At 57.3% G+C, this 17,445-nt stretch carries 13 protein-coding genes; 11 read left to right on the top strand and 2 right to left on the bottom strand.

Going from position 1 to position 17,445, the window contains the following annotated elements:
• The first annotated feature begins 30 nt into the window (after positions 1 to 30).
• Genes AC1DOG_RS04690 through AC1DOG_RS04675 form a run of 4 tightly spaced genes read left to right on the top strand, consistent with a single transcriptional unit; the run spans position 31 to position 4,034 of the window.
• Positions 31 to 1,311, top strand: coding sequence for an ABC transporter substrate-binding protein (locus AC1DOG_RS04690; RefSeq protein WP_477926975.1), 1,281 nt, complete (start codon positions 31 to 33; stop codon positions 1,309 to 1,311).
• Positions 1,312 to 1,365: 54 nt separating this feature from the next.
• Complete coding sequence (locus AC1DOG_RS04685) at positions 1,366 to 2,229, top strand: carbohydrate ABC transporter permease (RefSeq protein ID WP_477926974.1); 864 nt, start codon at positions 1,366 to 1,368, stop codon at positions 2,227 to 2,229.
• Positions 2,226 to 3,050 (top strand): carbohydrate ABC transporter permease, encoded by an 825-nt coding sequence (locus AC1DOG_RS04680; RefSeq protein ID WP_112943437.1) that lies wholly within the window; start codon positions 2,226 to 2,228, stop codon positions 3,048 to 3,050. The genes AC1DOG_RS04685 and AC1DOG_RS04680 overlap by 4 nt, the downstream gene beginning before the upstream one ends.
• A 3-nt stretch (positions 3,051 to 3,053) precedes the next feature.
• Positions 3,054 to 4,034 carry an ABC transporter ATP-binding protein gene (locus AC1DOG_RS04675; RefSeq protein WP_113168282.1) on the top strand — a complete coding sequence of 327 codons (981 nt, stop codon included), beginning with the start codon at positions 3,054 to 3,056 and terminating at the stop codon, positions 4,032 to 4,034.
• A 288-nt stretch (positions 4,035 to 4,322) separates the two neighbouring features.
• Here the strand turns inward: AC1DOG_RS04675 and AC1DOG_RS04670 are convergent, their stop codons facing one another.
• Positions 4,323 to 5,657: a solute carrier family 23 protein gene (locus AC1DOG_RS04670; RefSeq protein ID WP_477926973.1), complete on the bottom strand. Its 1,335-nt coding sequence runs from the start codon at positions 5,655 to 5,657 to the stop codon at positions 4,323 to 4,325.
• 391 nt (positions 5,658 to 6,048) lie between these two features.
• Here AC1DOG_RS04670 and AC1DOG_RS04665 point away from each other — a divergent pair, with 391 nt between their 5' ends.
• Both AC1DOG_RS04665 and AC1DOG_RS04660 read left to right on the top strand, forming a co-directional pair.
• Positions 6,049 to 6,723, top strand: coding sequence for a L,D-transpeptidase (locus AC1DOG_RS04665; RefSeq protein WP_113008973.1), 675 nt, complete (start codon positions 6,049 to 6,051; stop codon positions 6,721 to 6,723).
• A gap of 13 nt (positions 6,724 to 6,736) precedes the next feature.
• Positions 6,737 to 7,273, top strand: a complete 537-nt coding sequence (locus AC1DOG_RS04660) for an OmpA family protein (RefSeq protein WP_477926972.1) — start codon at positions 6,737 to 6,739, stop codon at positions 7,271 to 7,273.
• 162 nt (positions 7,274 to 7,435) lie between these two features.
• Here the strand turns inward: AC1DOG_RS04660 and AC1DOG_RS04655 are convergent, their stop codons facing one another.
• Complete coding sequence (locus AC1DOG_RS04655) at positions 7,436 to 8,344, bottom strand: LysR family transcriptional regulator (RefSeq protein WP_477926971.1); 909 nt, start codon at positions 8,342 to 8,344, stop codon at positions 7,436 to 7,438.
• 240 nt (positions 8,345 to 8,584) lie between these two features.
• Between AC1DOG_RS04655 and AC1DOG_RS04650 the strand changes: the two genes are divergently transcribed.
• The 5 genes from AC1DOG_RS04650 to AC1DOG_RS04630 all read left to right on the top strand — a co-directional run bounded on the left by AC1DOG_RS04650 (position 8,585) and on the right by AC1DOG_RS04630 (position 17,427).
• Complete coding sequence (locus AC1DOG_RS04650; protein ID WP_477926970.1) at positions 8,585 to 10,969, top strand: membrane-bound PQQ-dependent dehydrogenase, glucose/quinate/shikimate family; 2,385 nt, start codon at positions 8,585 to 8,587, stop codon at positions 10,967 to 10,969.
• A 438-nt stretch (positions 10,970 to 11,407) separates the two neighbouring features.
• The gene (gene repA / locus AC1DOG_RS04645) at positions 11,408 to 12,670 is read left to right on the top strand and encodes a plasmid partitioning protein RepA (RefSeq protein WP_112943443.1); all 1,263 of its coding nucleotides are present in this window, start codon (positions 11,408 to 11,410) and stop codon (positions 12,668 to 12,670) included.
• The gene (repB, locus tag AC1DOG_RS04640; RefSeq protein ID WP_477926969.1) at positions 12,667 to 13,704 is read left to right on the top strand and encodes a plasmid partitioning protein RepB; all 1,038 of its coding nucleotides are present in this window, start codon (positions 12,667 to 12,669) and stop codon (positions 13,702 to 13,704) included. The genes repA and repB overlap by 4 nt, the downstream gene beginning before the upstream one ends.
• 191 nt (positions 13,705 to 13,895) lie before the next feature.
• Positions 13,896 to 15,107: a plasmid replication protein RepC gene (gene repC / locus AC1DOG_RS04635; protein WP_477926968.1), complete on the top strand. Its 1,212-nt coding sequence runs from the start codon at positions 13,896 to 13,898 to the stop codon at positions 15,105 to 15,107.
• A 1,186-nt stretch (positions 15,108 to 16,293) separates the two neighbouring features.
• A complete protein-coding gene (locus tag AC1DOG_RS04630) occupies positions 16,294 to 17,427 on the top strand; it encodes an RHE_PE00001 family protein (protein WP_477926967.1) in 1,134 nt (377 codons plus the stop codon).
• Positions 17,428 to 17,445 lie beyond the last annotated feature (18 nt).

Raw genomic sequence — 17,445 nt, 5'->3', positions numbered from 1 at the left:
ACGGCAAATCGCCCGTCTTTGGAGGAGAAGATGACAATGCGAATGACCAAATGCAGTATCATTGCAGCGGCTACGTTGGCTCTGGCGAGTAGCGTCGCCCACGCCGAGGTGACCTTGAGCGTGTTGATCGACACAAACCCGGAAACGATCGCTTCGTTCGATGCCGTTTCAAAGGCTTACAGCGAGAAAAACCCCGATGTGACCTTCGACGTCGAGCAGCGCGCGGGTGGTTCCGAAGGCGACAACATCGTCAAGACCCGCCTGGCAACCGGCGAGATGCCGGATATTTTCCAGTATAACAGCGGCTCGCTTTTCAAGGCCCTGAAGCCTGAGCAGACAATGGCCGATCTCTCCGATCTGCAATCCGCCGCGGGTATCCTTGAGAGCTTCAAGAAAGTCGTCAGCGGTGCCGACGGTCATGTCCGCGGTATCCCGTTTGGTCCGGCGATGGGTGGCGGCATCTTCTACAACAGGAAGATCTATGCCGAACTCGGCCTGCAGCCGCCAAAGACCTGGGCCGAATTCATCGCCAACAACGAGAAGATCAAGGCCGCCGGCAAAGTCGCCATCGCCCAGACTTACGGCACGACCTGGACATCGCAGATCTTCGTCCTGGCTGATTTCTTCAACGTCCAGACCGAGGTTCCGACCTTTGCTGACGACTATACGGCCAACAAGGTGAAGTATGCCACGACACCTGCGGCTCTTCGCGGCTTCGAGCACCAGGAAGAAGTGGCGAAAGCAGGCTTCTTCAACGAGGATTTCGGCGCGGCGACCTTCGATGACGGCATGCGCATGGTCTCGACGGGCGAAGCAGCACACTATCCCAGCCTGACCTTCGGCATCGGCAACATCCAGCAGAACTTTCCCGACAACGTTCAAGACGTCGGATTTTTCGCTGAACCCGGGACCGATGCCGCCAAGAACGGTTTGACGATCTGGATGCCGGCAGCACTCTATCTTTCTGCGAAGGCCGAACATCTCGAGGAGGCTAAGAAGTTCCTCGATTTCGTGGCCTCCAAGGAAGGTTGCGAGCTGATGGCCAAGGCGGTGCCGTCGGGTCCGTATCTGATCAAGGGCTGCGAGCTTCCCAAGGACGTGCCGCAGGCAGTCACGGACATGCTTCCGTATTTCCAGACGGAAGGCCGAAACGGCCCGGCGCTGGAATTCCTGTCGCCCGTGAAAGGACCGGCACTCGAGCAGATCACCGTCGAGGTCGGAACGGGTATCCGCTCCGCCAAGGACGCAGCCGCGCTTTACGACCAGGACGTCGCAAAGCAGGCAAAGCAGCTCGGCCTGCCGAACTGGTAACCTCCCAGACGCAGCTTGCCCGGCAGATATCTGGGCAAGCTGCTAGGAGCCGCTATGGTTATACGCAAGTCACCCTACCCCTATTGGTTCATCCTGCCGGCGGCGGTCATCTTCACCGTCCTGTTCCTGGCCCCCACAATCGCATCCTTCTGGTTCAGCCTGACACGTTGGGACTTGTTCACGACCGTGTTCATCGGACTTGAGAACTACAAGCAGTTCTTCCGCGAGCCCTTCCTGATCCAGGGACTGACGAACACCGTCATCTACGCGGTGGCGACGTCGGCCGCGAAGACGGTTCTCGGCCTGCTTCTGGCTGTCCTGCTGACATCCGGACTCTGGGCCCAGGGTCTTCTTCGAACGGTAATCTTCTTTCCCGTTCTGGTGTCGACCATCGGCGTCGGCATAACCTTTTCCGTTCTCATGCATCCGACGCGTGGCATCATCAATGTCGCGCTGGCTGCCATCGGCATCCACGGTCCCGGCTGGCTGACGGATCCGGCGCTGGCGCTCTACTCGATCGTTCTCGTCGATCTCTGGAAGGGCATCGGACTTGCGACGGTGATCTATATCGCCGGATTGGCATCCATCAGCGCCGACTACTACGAGGCAGCGCGCATCGACGGTGCAACGAGAACGCAGATGTTTTTCCGCGTGACCATCCCCCTGGTCAAGCCGGCCACGGTCACCGTCATCACCCTTTCGTTGATCGGCGGCCTGCGCAGCTTCGATCTGATCTGGGCCATGACAAAGGGCGGCCCCGGCTTTTCCTCGGACGTGCTCGCGAGCGTGATCTACAAGCAATATCAGGCCGGCTTCTATGGATTATCCACGGCCGGGAACGTCATCCTGTTCGTCCTGATCGCCGCGATCGTCTTGCCGCTCACCTTCTGGCTCAATCGCAAGGAGGTCGACATATGACCCGGCGCCAGTTTTACACCGGAGCCTCCGCGTTGGTCGCATGCTGCGTGATCTTCGTGATGCCGTTCCTGTTCATCTTTCTGACGGCCGCGAAAACCAAGCAGGATGCAGCGGCACTGAAATTCACCCTGCCAAGCGAGTGGCATCTATGGACGAACTTCATAGATGTGATCCAAGCCCGCAACTATATGCTGCTGCTGGCATATCTCAACTCGACGATCATCACGGTGGCTGCCGTCACATTGCTCGTCCTGTTCGGCGCAATGGTCGGCTATGTCCTGCAGCGCCGGCCATCGCAATGGAACGCGGTCATCTATGCCTTTGTGCTGGCCGGCTTGATGATCCCGCCTGCCGTGGTACCGACGATCTGGGTGCTGCAGGCTCTTGGCCTGTTCAAGACGCTCTCCGGCATGGTTCTGATCCAGGTTGCCTACGGCCTGTCGTTCACCGTGCTGCTCTTTCGGAGCTTCATCGCGACAATTCCACGCGATCTGGACGAAGCAGCGATTATCGACGGCGCAAAGCCGTTGCAGATCTTCTTCCGTGTCGTCCTGCCTTTATTGAAGCCGGTGACCGTAACCGTCATCGTCGTCCAATCGATCGCGATCTTCAACGATTTCACCAACCCTCTCTACTACCTGCCCGGCCGGGAAAACGTGACCGTGCAGCTCACTCTCTATAACTTCCAGGGACAGTTCCAAACGCAGTTCAATCTGCTGTTCATGAACATCCTGCTTGTGACCATACCGCCGCTGATCGTCTTCATCTTCTTTAACCGACAGATCGTAGCGGGCATGACTGCCGGCGCAGTGAAAGGATAATTTATGACAAGTGTTGTTCTCGACGGCGTAAAAAAGAGCTTCGGCGGCCTCGAAGTCATCAAGGGCATCGATCTCACCATTGCCGCCGGAGAGTTTTGCGTGTTCGTTGGCCCGTCAGGGTGCGGAAAGTCAACGTTGCTCAGAATGATCTCAGGGCTTGAAACATCGAGCGCCGGGAAAATCGTCATCGACGACAAGGATGTGACCGACGCAGAACCCTCCGAGCGCGGTATTGCAATGGTGTTTCAATCCTATGCCTTGTACCCGCATCTTACAGTCGCTGAAAATATCGGTTTCGGCCTTTCGCTCGCGAAAAGACCCAAGGCGGAAATCGCGGAGAAGGTCAAGCAAATCGCCGATATCTTGCAACTGTCGCATCTGCTCGATCGGAAACCGAAAGCGCTTTCCGGCGGCCAACGACAACGCGTGGCGATCGGAAGGGCCATCATCCGAAATCCGAAGGTGTTTCTATTCGACGAACCGCTGTCCAACCTCGACGCTTCCCTACGATCACAGATGCGCATGGAGCTGACCGAACTGCATGCGCGACTCGGCGCGACCATGATCTACGTCACGCACGACCAGGTAGAAGCCATGACCATGGCCGACAAGATCGTCGTGTTGAACGGCGGCCATATCGAGCAGGTAGGCTCTCCGATGACGCTTTACAACGGGCCGCAGACAGCCTTTGTCGCGGGCTTTATCGGATCCCCCAAGATGAACCTCTTTGAGGGAGCGATCGCCAAGGCAGAGGGATGTCGCATATACGGTGTCCGACCCGAGCACCTGTCGCTTTCGCCGACCGACGGCAAGTGGCGAGGCACCGTCCGGCACATCGAGCGGCTGGGCGCGGATTCTATCGTCCATCTCGATGTCGAGACGCTGGGATCGTTGCTGGTTCGCACCGACGGCGACAAGGCCATCACCATCGGCGACGCGGCGTTCGCCTCACCAATGCCGAGCAAAGAACATCGTTTTAGCTAGGCGCTGCCTTAAATATCGGGGAAAACCGACTAGCGTTAGCAGACGCTGGAGGTAACCGTGGTGAAAATCGGAGCAGTTACGAAAAGCTAGCTGCGATCGCGCGAGCATCAAAACCCCGCATTTGCGGCGTGGTCCAAACCGCCGGGCAACCAATGCAACCCATTATCGGTTGCAGATTATGGCGGCCGTAGAATAAATGGTGACGTCGAACAAACAAGGCCGCCTCTCATGAAGGCGGCCTCAATTTTACATCTGCTACGCGCAGATGGCGAAGCAGATGTATTGCCGCTATAGATTCGCGTTCTTGGTAGTTGAAGTTTTCGACCAACCGAGACCATGATATAATAGGATCGCACCGATCGTTGCCGTGCCGATGCCATCTAGCGTAAATCCTGCTACTGCCAGCTTAAAGTTGCCCGCGCCCAGCACAAGCGCAACGCCGACAGTGATGAGATTGCGCGGTTCGGCGAAATCGACCTTGTTTTCAACCCAGATGCGGCCGGCAGTCGCTGCGATAAGCCCAAAGACGACGATCGAGAGGCCGCCGATGACAGGGGCGGGGATGGTCTGTATCAGGGCTCCGAATTTCGGCGAAAAACCAAGTAGGATCGCGACCGCGGCGGCGACAAGGAACACGAGTGTCGAGAAAATGCGTGTAACAGCCATAACGCCCATGTTTTCCGCATAGGTCGTCATTCCTGTGCCCCCGAACGCACCCGATAACATGGTAGCGACACCATCTCCAATGAAGGCGCGACCGAGGTAAGGGTCCAGGTTACGTCCCGTCATGGCACCGATTGCTTTGATGTGCCCCAGGTTTTCCGCGATGAGGATAACGACAACGGGCACAATTAGAGCCACGGCGGAGGCAGAGAAGATGGGTGTTGTGAAGTGCGGCCAACCGAACCATGGAGCAGCAGCCACTCCGGTAAAGTCGATGGGAGTGCCAAGCCTCAAAACGTTGGCGACGACGTAGTAGGCGAGATAGGCGAGCGCACCGCCAATGAGGATCGGGAGGCGGCGTGACATGCCTGGTGCATAGACCGCGATGGCGCCAACAGCCACGAACGTCAGGATCGCGATCCAACGCGAGAGCTGGCTCCCATCAGGGTTAGCAGCATTGATACCAGACGCGCTCGATATCGCGATCGGTGCCAGCACAAGTCCGATTGCCGCGACAATCGCACCGGTTAGGACAGGTGGCATCAACCGCTCGATCCAGCGGTGACCTGCGAACGCAACCAAGACACCGATCAGCGCATAAAGCACACCAGCGGCAATGATACCGCCCAAAGCCAGCGCGATGTTCGGATTTGGCGCGCCGGCTGTCGCTGCGGTCGCAGCAAGTACGGGACCGATGAAGGCGAAAGATGAACCAAGATAGCTCGGAACTCGACCACCAACGGCAATGAAGAAAATCAGCGTCGAGATTCCCGAGAACAGAATGGATACGTTGGGATCGAAGCCCATGATTAGCGGAGCAAGCACGGTCGAGCCGAACATCGCAACGACGTGCTGCAGTCCCAGCACCAACGTCTGCGCAGCCGGCAACCGTTCATCGGGCTGGATCCGCCCTTCCGCCTTTAACCGCCAGCGCGGAAAATAGCCGCCAGTCTCGCTCATCATTCGTCCCTTCGATGTTGTTGCGCAGAACCGCGCCCGAGGCGCCTGTACGCGCTGTGACACCGGTCCAGATTAGGGTTATCGCCCATCGCATACGCAAATTGACATCTAATGTCATTGGGGTGCAGAGTTTACCCACAGTGGCTGGGCTGTTCAGTCTATCCATCGTCAGCCGTCGGGTGCACATGAGGGGAAATAAACTGGAGACACCACCGAGGCACACTTCGCGACCTGCTCTTATGTGAAGCCGTTGCGCCGATGCTCGTCGACGATCGTCGGCGAGGGAGTTCTAGGCCTCGATACGGAAGAAGGATGCGATTTTTGCTCTTGTGAGCGGAAAAAAATCTGCTTTATATGAGCGATTGCTACTTGGCTTTCGGGGGAATAGCCGATGATGTGGACGCGCAGGAGCCTATTATTCGGTGGACTGGTTTCAGTCGGCGCCGTTGCGCTCCAAAAGCCGGTCGTAGCAGCGGCTCCGTCCTATTTTGCTGGTACCAGCACAGACAACGGCGTCGCTTTCAGAAGCACCAATTTCGCGAAGATCGAGAAGAAGTGGCATAGGCAGGTCGTCAAGTATTTCAGTGATGAGCCAATCGGCACTGTCGTTGTCGATACCACGCATCATTTTCTCTACCTGATCATGGAGAACAAGACCGCGATCCGGTACGGCGTCGGCGTCGGCCGTGAGGGCTTCAAATGGTACGGCCGAGCGACTATCGACCGCAAGGCGCTCTGGCCGCGCTGGACACCGCCCCCTGAGATGCGCAATCGGCACCCGGAGCTTCCAGAATCCGTCGATGGCGGTTCACCGAGCAACCCGCTGGGGCCGCGTGCCATGTATCTGCTGCGCGACGGCGTGGATACCGGCTATCGCTTCCACGGTACTTTGGAGCCTGGGAGCATTGGCAGGGATGCCTCTAGCGGTTGCATCCGCATGTTCAACGAAGATGCGATCGATCTTTATCAGCGCTGTCCGATCGGGACTGCGGTGCAGGTGCTGCCACATATAGCCGATCAGGCGCAAAATGCTGCCCAGGCCAGACAGCCCCTCTCGGCGGAATGAGGAAATCACACTGATGTTTGATTTGACCGGATTGCCGAAAATACTTGCTGTTGCAATCATCGTGGCGACGCTTGCTGCATGCAGTACGACTGAACTCGCCGAGGTGGAAGAGCCATTGCCAACGAAGATGACGGGCCAAACCAACGATCCGGCGCCCGGCTTCGAGAATATAGCATCTGGCAGCGAAGAAGACTTCATTCTCAATGTCGGCCGTCGCACCTATTTCGCACAGGACTCGGCAACGCTTGATTCCGGCGCCAAGGCGACATTGGATAAGCAGGCTGTTTGGCTTAATAATTACCCTCAATGGCTTGTCAAACTACAGGGCTTTGCCGACGATTCTGGATCTGGGACAGCGATGACTTCGCTGTCGCGAAAACGTGCTGACGCGGTGATGGCCTATCTAGTAGAGAAAGGCGTCGCATCGGATCGGCTGTGGGCCAAGGGCTATGGCAACGACCGCGAAGTCAGGGATTGCACAAACCGATCCTGCAAGGTGCAGAACAGGCGCGTCGTCACCAACCTTCGCTCGCAACGCGATTCAGTGTAAGCCTTCTATCAAGGGGCATAGATCGGTTGGAGCAGCATCGCCAAGATACAATGCACGGATGAACTTTGTAAGCGGCTTCTGGTTCAGCCCTGGCGCAGCCCTACATATTGTGTGACTACAGCACTATTGCGAGAGTAATGCGCGGTAGGCGCCTCGTTCAGCCTAGAACGTTGCGTTCTGAACTAGGCCATCGTCCCCAGTTCTGCATCGGTCACGAATAAGTTTAGCGACGTTCAACGCGCGAGGACGGCGAGTTGCATTGTCAGTCACGTGCAGGAATGTGAGGTCTTGAACGACCGGTTGCGTGCCCGGTGGGGCACAGATTGCGAGCTCACCCCGTGCGATTTGTGGCGACAAGAGCCTCAGAGCTTCAAGACCGACACCGCCGCCTTTGATAAGCGTTGGGACAATGTAGCTGATCCGGTTGTAACTGAGCCGTCGAATGCTCGCATCATCGAAGCCGTTGAAATCGAACCAATGCTTCCAAGTCACCGCGTTCGTCTCATTGGCCAGAAGCAAATGTGACTTGAGGTCGGCAATCGTCCTGATATGTTTTGCGAGATGCGTGGCGCAAACCGGTACAAAAGTATCCGGACCCAACGGTTCGATATCGGGAAGTGCCCGCGCGCCCGCGCCATAGACAATTGCGACATCAAAGCCGCGATAAGACTGAAAGTCGGGTGTTTCATCTGCCGTAATTCTAATGTCAGTCGCTTGTTCGCTCATCAAATCCACAAGAGCGGGGCCGAGCAGTTGCGCGGCTATACCCGGTGGGCTGGAGAAGGATAGCGGGCGCCCACTGTCCGGAGTGATCGCGTTCAAGCCGTGCCTAATGTGATCGAAGCCATCCTCAATGTGTCGAAGCAAGAGCCTGCCTGCGGGCGTCAGAGTCAGTCTATTGTTGGATCTCAAAAACAACTGGCAATCCAGACGATCCTCCAGCTTGCGAATCGACTGGCTGACAGCGCTGGTCGTCAAAGCCAGATTGTCGGCCGCCAGCTTAAACGAGCTCAACCTGCCCGCTTCGGCAAAGACTTCAAGATTGGCTAAGGGCACGGAAAGGCGCGGCATTGGTTTAGACTAGCTTCATCACGATTTAGAACCTATTGTTTGTATGCGGCGGAATGCCCCATTAATCAAGCTGCGTAAGTGGCAGTTGGGGCAGCCACTTTCCTTGTTCCTTTCTCACCGCATCCCACTCCAGTAGACGGGTAACTCATTTAGCGCAGCTATACTGAGCGATGCATCCCTGTCGCTTGCGTGCCGTGTGCCAGGGGCATTTCCTCCCAAATGTGCCCCAGGAGCGAGAACTTGACGTCTGAATTTAAACTACGATCCGTGGGCGTCTCATTGGCGACGCGGATAGCATCTTGGCTAGTTGCCCTGATACTCTTTGCGATCGGCGCATATTTCATCTACGGTGGGAGCGAACTCCTCAAGGTTGGCGGCTCGCCTTATTACGTCGCCGCCGGTATTGTCTTGCTGGTCACGGCTTTCCTGCTGGTCAGGTTGCGCGTTCAGGCAGCCTATCTCTACGCGGCTTTCTTCCTTGCCACAGCGCTTTGGTCTTTCTGGGAAGTCGGCTTTAAGTTTTGGCCGCTTGCCGCGCGCCTCGGAATGTTCGCCGTTGGCGGTCTGTTGATCGCGCTGGTCGTTCCTCGCTTCCCGAAGACGTCGGGTGCCTTCCGCAAGGCATCTTATCTGTTGGCAGGGATTTCCGCCGTGGGGTTGGCTGCTGCCTTTATCAGCGCTTTCTTCCCCATCTGGATCGTAAAACCCGACCACAGCCCGGAGATTGCAGCCGACTACAAATCGTCCACCGAGCCTACCAACTCGGTTGGCTTTGGTCGTACACCATCGGGTGAACAGTTCGCGCCCTATGACCAGATTACCCGCGAGAACGTCGGCAAGCTTCAGGTGGCCTGGACTTTCCGCAGCGGCGACGTCACCGGAAACGGCCGGGAAAATCAAAATACGCCGCTTCAGATCGGCAATACGCTCTACGCCTGCACGCCTACCAACCAGGTATTTGCGTTGCGTGGTGATACCGGAGAGGAACTCTGGCACTACAACCCGGAAGTGACAGTCAAGGATACAGCCAACTGGAGCCGCTGCCGCTCGCTGGCCTATCTTGAGGTGCCGGCACTCCCGGCTGACGCCATTGGAAAGAAGCGCATCTACCTGACAACTGGCACCATGCGCCTCATTGCATTGGATGCGAATACCGGCAAGCCGGTTCCAGGCTTTGGCGAGAACGGTATAGTTTCCCTCGCTGAAGGGATGGGCAAGGTCGATCCCGGCTTCTACAATCCGACATCGGGGCCGCTGCTTGCCGGAGGCAATCTCATTGTCGGCGGCTGGGTTATGGACAATCAGTCCACGGATGAACCCTCCGGCGTAGTGCGCGCGTTCGACGCCGTAACAGGCAAGTTCTCATGGGCATGGGATGTCGGCCGCCCGGGTCAACCGAACCCGCCGGCGGAAGGCGAACATTATACCCGCGGCACTCCGAACACCTGGGCAACACCTAGCTATGACGCGGCGCTAAACATGGTCTACCTGCCTACGGGCAATGGCACGCCGGATCTTTTCGGCGGAATGCGCTCGCCCGAGACGGAGCGGGTCAGCTCGTCGGTTGTCGCGGTCGATGCGACGACCGGTGAACAGAAGTGGAGCTACCAGTTCGTTCTTCATGACGTCTGGGATTACGACATGCCGTCGAAGCCAGTGCTCTATGACATGCCTGATGGCAAGGGCGGGCGTATACCTGCTCTGATCCAGGCCGGCAAGAACGGCGAGATCTATGTGCTGGACCGTCGCACTGGAAAGCCACTCACTGCGGTAGAGGAACGCTCTGTTCCGACCGAAGGGGTCAATGGTGAGTTTCTTTACAAGACGCAGCCTTACTCTGTGGGCATGCCTTCGATGCGTGACGCGGTTCTCACTGAAGCTTCGATGTGGGGTATCACACCCATCGACCAGCTCAATTGCCGCATCCAGTTTAAGGAACTCTACTACAAGGGCGATTACACGCCACCGCAATTGCAATGGTATCTTCAGAACCCGTCCTGGTACGGCACCACCAATTGGGGTGGCCAGTCCATCGACAAGCAGCACGACATCATGATCGTCAACGATATGCGTGTTGCAATGAAGGGACGCCTTCTCAAGCGTGAAGACGAAATCCGCCGCACTGCCGAAACCGGCAAGACGCAAGCCGGCGTCGGCGGTGTCGTGCCTCTCAGCAACACGCCCTACGGCGCAGAGCGCGGCATGGTGCAGTCCTTCCTCGGCGTTCCCTGCACGACACCGCCTTTCGGCACCATCGGCGCAATCGATATGCGTACGAAGAAAATGCTCTGGCACCGCTCCATCGGCACGCCGGAGCAGTTTGGACCGCTCGGCATGAAAACGCATCTCCCGATCGAGCTGGGGATGCCGTCATTGGGTGGCACGGTCCCGACGGCTTCTGGATTGGTCTTCTTCTCCGCCACGTCTGATTATTATCTCCGCGCGCTCGACGTGTTAACGGGTGAAGTCGTGTGGAAAAGCCCACTTCCAGTCGGTGGGGGCTCGACGCCTCTTATTTATCTTTCGCCAGAAGATGGACGCCAGTATGTTGTTGTTACCGCGGGTGGCGCACGGTCCTCCCCGGACTACGGTGACTACATCATCGCCTTTGCCTTGCCGAAATGACAATGGCGGGCCCCGTTCAGGCGGGGCCTACCACCCGTTCGAGTGGTTTCACTTGCTCAAATCGCCCTCCCTTTGCCAAACAGCCGGATCTTTATTGCGCGTGCGCGTCTGAGCTGGCTGGGGTTGCAATCAAGAGAAACATCGCGTCGACTGGGCGCAATTTTCTATCATCCGCGCACGGATTTGATCGCCTAGATCGCCGCGTTGATCCCGCGTTAGGTAGCTGGTTAAAAGATATCAAGTATACGGCTGTCGGCGGCTCGGGCTTCGCGCGCTGGCGAGCCAAGACGGTGGTGAGAAATCTCAGCAGCGAGAAGTTTGAGCGATTTCGTTGTGTTATCCTTGATTGTGTGAACCCTGCCCCTCCCTCCTTAAGCTTTCGTTAACCCTATAGTTCTGGACGATTTTCGAGAATCGTGGTCTACCATTTGGCGGGCAATGGCCGGTAAATCGGCTTGGAGCCGCCAAGAGGGTAAAATGGCAATAGCACAACGGACGGAATCGGTGGTCGCTTCGAAGGAAGATGCTGGCAGCAAGATCTTGCGCCACGCAAGTCTTCTCTCTGGGCAGCTCCAGCAACTGCGTATGCGGATGTACCCGCCCAAATCTGAAAAGATGCTTCGTCAGTTCCTGACCAACGAGGTCTCCAAGCTCACTTCAATCCCTGATTCGACATTGAAGCTGATGTCGAGTGAAGGGCGTGGTCCGGTGCCCAGCAGGCTCGAGAACAATCACCGCGTCTATACGCTCTCCCAGATCAATGAGTTGCGCGAGCTTTTTGCGGAACAGAAACCGGCGGATGCGCTGCGCTTTCTTCCTCGCCGGCGGAAAGGCGAGCATCTTCAGGTTCTGGCGATCGCCAACTTCAAGGGCGGCAGCGCCAAGACCACCACCTGCGTTCATCTTGCGCATTATCTCGCCATGCACGGCTACCGCGTCCTGGCTCTAGACCTGGACCCGCAGGCTTCTCTGTCGGCGCTTTTCGGCGCTCAGCCTGAGATGGATGTCGGTGCCAACGAGACTATTTATGCAGCACTCCGATACGACGAAGCCGAGCGCCGGCCCATTCGCGATATCATTCGCAAGACCTATTTCGATGGTGTCGATCTTATTCCAGGCAACTTGGAGGTCATGGAATACGAGCACGAAACGCCTCGTGTTCTTGCCAACCGCTCCGGATCGGGCGCTATCTTCTTCGAACGCCTGAAGCTTGCCCTTGCCGAGGTCGAGAACGACTACGATGTCGTCATTCTCGATACGCCACCATCGCTCGGCTTTCTAACGCTGAGCGCGATCTATGCCGCGACGAGTATGATTATCACCGTTCACCCGGCCATGCTCGATGTCGCCTCGATGAGCCAGTTCCTTCTCATGATGGGTGACCTGATCAGCGTGTTGAACGAAAGCGGTGCCAAGCTGGACCAGGACTTCATTCGCTACCTCGTGACCCGCCACAATCCGAACGATGCGCCTCAGTCGCAGGTCGTGGCAATGATGCGCCACCTGTTCGGTCCCGACGTCCTTTTGCCCACGGCCATCGAGAGCACCGCAGTGGAGGCAGCCGGCCTGGCTAAGCGCTCCATTTATGAGCTCGAAATGGGCCAACTCGGACGCGACACCCACAAGCGTGCGCGCGAAGCGGTTGACGCGGTCAATGAGGCGATTGTCGGGCTTCTCAACAAGAGCTGGGGGCGTCCATGAGCAAGTCTCCGCGCAAATCCATTGTCGCGAGTTTCGGCCTTCTTTCTGCCGAACTGGAAAGCGGCAAGACGACCGACGTCAGCCATGAAGCCCCCCCTGCCCCGTCGCCCGCGACGGGCAATCGTGTTGGTGCAGGCGTCATCGGCGCCGCGCATCGCGCGATCGATGACATTCGTACGGAACGCGATCGCCTGAAGGCACTTGTGGAATCGGGCGGAGCGACCGTGCGTGACGTGGATGCGTCTTTGATCGACCCATCGCCCTACCCTGACCGTCTCCCTGACGACGATGCCGCGAGCTTTGAGGTGTTCAAGCGCTCGATCGAGACCGATGGGCAGAAGGTTCCTATCCAGATCCGGAAGCATCCCTCCGATCAGGGGCGTTTTCAGATTGTCTACGGACATCGGCGCTGGCGTGCAGCCAAGGAGCTCAACAAGTCAGTCAGGGCTGTCGAAGTCGATATGTCCGACCTCGATCTCGTCGTGGCCCAAGGCATCGAGAATGCCAGCAGGCAAGACCTGACCTGGATCGAGCGCGCATTGTTTGCATCACGCATGGACGATGCCGGTATCAAGGCGCGCGAGATCTATGCCGCCTTGTCGATCGAGGCGGCCGAGCTTGCGCGCATGCGTAGCGTCTATCGCGCCGTGCCTGCCGACATTATCGAAGCAATCGGCCGTGCCCCCAAGATCGGCCGGCCACGATGGCTGGACCTGGCGAAGCTGATTTCCGGTGAGCCTGGATCTCTGGAGATCGCCAGAGAGACGCTGGCGCTCAAGGGTGATCCTGCGGAGTTCTCTGACCAGAGGTTCCAGCGTGTATTGGTCAGCCTGAAGCCCAGTGCTGAACCGCGACCGACACCAACGCCGATCGTCGACAGCAATGGCACGCGTCACGGTACGTACGTGGTCACCCCGAAGGAAATCCGGCTTGTGGCCGAGAATGGCCGCGAGCGGGACTTTTTGAAATTCATTGGAGCGGAGCTGCCGGCGCTTGTCGAGCGGTTTGCGGCCATGCGGGAAACAAAGCTCTGATCGCTATCAAAGCTGTCAGCTGATCCAGGAAAGGACAACTAGCAAAAGAAAAAGGCCCCCAAACGTTGCCGTCGTGGAAGCCTCTCTCTCTGTGTAGCAACTAGAGAATCGCATTTCCCCGAATCACAGTCAAGACACTTTGGCACCTAATTTGGTGGACAGCTTTCTTTTGCCTTTTGAAAGGTGAAAAAATGCATGTTGGAGTTATAACGACGCCCTTTGGGCGGCGACCAATGACGCTTGCGTTGATGAAACGTCAGGCCGCATCGGCAAAAATCGAATCGGGATCATCCGTCGATAAGTGGAAAGTGTTCCGCGATGCATCCGAGGCCAGGAATCTGCTTGGCATTCAGGACAGAGCACTCGCGGTTTTGAATGCACTTCTGACATTCTATCCCGAGAGCGAGTTGGCTTCGGACCGCGCGATGATCGTGTTCCCGTCCAATGCGCAGCTTTCAATCCGCGCTCACGGCATTACGGGCACCACTTTGCGTCGTCATCTTGCAGCGCTCGTTGATGCGGGACTGATCCTGCGCAAGGACAGTGCGAACGGAAAGCGTTATGCTCGAAAGGATCGCGCGGGCGATATTGAGCAGGCCTACGGTTTTGACTTGTCGCCTTTGCTTGCCCGCTCATCGGAATTGGCCGTGCTATCGGACCGAATTGCGACCGAGCGAGCGCTGTTTCGGCGAACGAAAGAGACCTTGTCGATCTGCCGTCGCGATGTGCGCAAGCTGATTTCGGCCGCCATCGTCGAAGACGTTTCCGGCGATTGGGAGGCCATTGAATCGCGCTACGTGGAACTCGTCGGTGCCATTCCGCGTACGCCGTCGCTTCATGATCTTCAGAACAGCCTCGAAAGTATAGAGGCCCTTCGTCAAACCGTGCTTAATCTTTTGGAAAATAAGTTGAATTCCGAAAAAATGGGCACCGATGACATCGGATTTGGCTGCCACATACAGAATTCAAATACAGAATCCATTATTGAAATTGAACCACGCGGCGAAGAGCAAGATGCAAATGTTGTGGTTCGCGCTGAGGGGCAGCATGAGCCAACAAGAACCTTTCCGCTGAGCATGGTGCTGCGGGCCTGCCCGGAGATAACGAGCTATGGACCAGGTGGTGCGGTTTCGACGTGGCGAGAGCTCATGGAGGCTGCGGTACTTGTTCGGTCAATGCTCGGCGTGACGCCTGGCGCTTATCGAAACGCCTGTGAGATCATGGGGCCAGAGAACGCCGCCGCGACGATGGCCTGCATCTTCCAGCGCGCTGGGCATATCAATTCGGCAGGCGGCTACCTCAGGGATTTGACGGCGAGGGCGCAAAGACAAGAGTTTTCGCTCGGCCCGGTTTTGATGGCTCTCCTGCGGGCAAATGGCGGAACGGAGAAGGAGGCGTCGTGAGACGGGCGAAAGGAATATTGCCAGCTGTCAAGGTTTTGAGGTTTGCGTGAGCTTGGATAGAGCGAGTGCCTGGTTCGTTTAATGGATGGCAGATGTTCAGCACGCTTCATCGCCATTGTTCTGAGAGTAGCCAATCTAGGCGGGTATGGCGGGGAGTGGTGCGCGGCCCGGGCTATCAGGCTTAGGACACCGAGTGATCGTCAGGAATGTTGACAGCTGTCAATGTTTTGGAATGGAGTTTGATGGTCTACAAACAGAAGCGCCCGTTTCTAGCTGTGTCGATGCTCAGCGGCAAAGTTGAGACTAAGCGCCCGGTTGATGATGCCAAGTAGGTGAGAACAAGGGCGCCAGATATCACGTCGTAGATTATCTGTAAGGAGCGCGCCTCGGAGTGGCTTTCATCCAGGCCAAAAACGGGGGAGGGGAAAGTAGATCGAAGTTGCACTCAGTTGGAACCGAGTGCAGGTTCGATCAATCAGTCGGCCGGTTCGATTGCCGCGATCGCGTCGAACTCGGCTCTGCTCGATAAGAAGACGGAGAGGGCGCTAGAGGTTCGTATCGTGGCTCGTCCCGATATCGTTGAGTGACGAAGAAAGCTGGCTGGGTGCTTCCTGGTTTCGACGTCTGGAAGGGAAATCTCGCCGACATGTTCTGATGAACTCAGTTGGTAGACGCCATGATGAATGCCCTCGATTACGCCAGACGCAATTGCGCTGTGCTCGGCGAAATGGTTCAGACAAGCAAGACGTAGGCTTTGGGTTCGTCAATACCGGCTCGCCGACAAAGTGTTCGGCGAGCCTCCTGTAGAAAGAGCGGTGCCCGCTCACTTGCACGCTCGATCAGATAGGTACGGTCCGAAGTGTCCCCGGCAAGCGTCGAGCGAAGACCCGCAGTAGTCTGGTTCACGGCGCTTAGGCCGCCTGACGACATCCGCCATTGGTACTCGCGTCGTAGAAACTCTGTCCATTTCGCCGAGATCCCTGGGGCTTGTGCCACGATGATCACATGCTTTTACATCTGTTGATTTCTCCGCTCGGCTGCGGAAAATCGCGGCAAACATCGAGAGAATCGTGTAAGATTCTTTAGTAGCAGTGGCTCACTATATGAGTTCGCAATGCTGCTTCGTTCCCATACGCAGTGAGGAACGCTAACTCCGATATGGAGTTCCTTAAGGAAATCATTTACCATGATTTCAATGCGTTACGATTCCACCAAATTATCCATCCAGAGCCTGCTCAGACCGGTTTCAGAAGCAGGCATTGGCTTGGCGCGGCTGGATGAACGGATCGGGCGATCGCCGGTTGGACAAGGCTGGATCGAACGATCCCATTTCACTGACGCTTGTGCCTCTCTATGGATCGATGGTGAGCTTGTTCATCTGGAGGATCTCGTACTCCACGATGCCGGACAAGATATTCGCGCACCGAGCCACGAACTGACCATCGCGCGCGACGTATTGCGTACGCGCAGAAAGATTGCGTCGCAATCGCCCGCCTGGGCGTTAAGTCCCGAAGGGATGCGCAGCTTGCGCGGTGCTAATCCAATGAACGGCAATGCCTATTCTCAGGATCGCCACGAAGCCGAAAACGACCCGATGCCTCCCTTGGAAACGAAGGGAAATGACAACGGTGCCTTCTCCAACGCGTTCGACGCGGAGCTCGCCGAGATCGACGCCGTGCTGGCACGAAGCGAAGCGGTGTTGGCGAATGTAACAGGTCCGGCACGCTCATCCGCCCGCGAGCGCGAATCGTTGGCCTATGATCTCGATTGGAATGAGGACGAGCGGCTCGATGAATGGAGGGGCGTCTTGCGGCAGAACCACAATCTGCCGCCGGTGCTGCAAGCGTTGATCGCGTTGGATGCTTGGACAGAGCTCGCCGTCTTGCAACATGCCCCGTGGCTTGGCCGGTTGCTGGCCGCGTCGATCCTGCGAGAAGAGGGCGTGACCGCCGCGGCTCATCTCGTGGCCTTCAATCTCGGCCTCAAATCCATAGCCGTCGATCGTCGACGGCATCGGGACCGGGAGACGCGATTGTTGGCCAGTGCCCAGGGGCTGATCGCGGCTACGGAAGCAGGACTGAAGGAACACGATCGGCTGGCGTTGGCGCGGCAGATGATGGAGCGGAAACTCGTTGGCCGTCGATCGTCCTCAAAACTTCCCGAGCTTGTTGAACTCGTCGTCGCGAAGCCGATCGTCTCATCGGGCATGGTGAGCAAGATCTTGGGTGTCACACCCCAGGCCGCGCGGCGCATCCTCGCGGAACTCGGCCTTCGCGAGATGACGGGCCGGGGAAGATTTCAGGCGTGGGGTATCATCTAGCCGTAACGACGTGGCCGG

Source organism: Rhizobium sp. 01N48 (assembly GCF_056399145.1).
The sequence above is the reverse complement of the archived record's forward strand: the minus strand, read 5'-3'. Positions and strand labels throughout refer to the sequence as shown.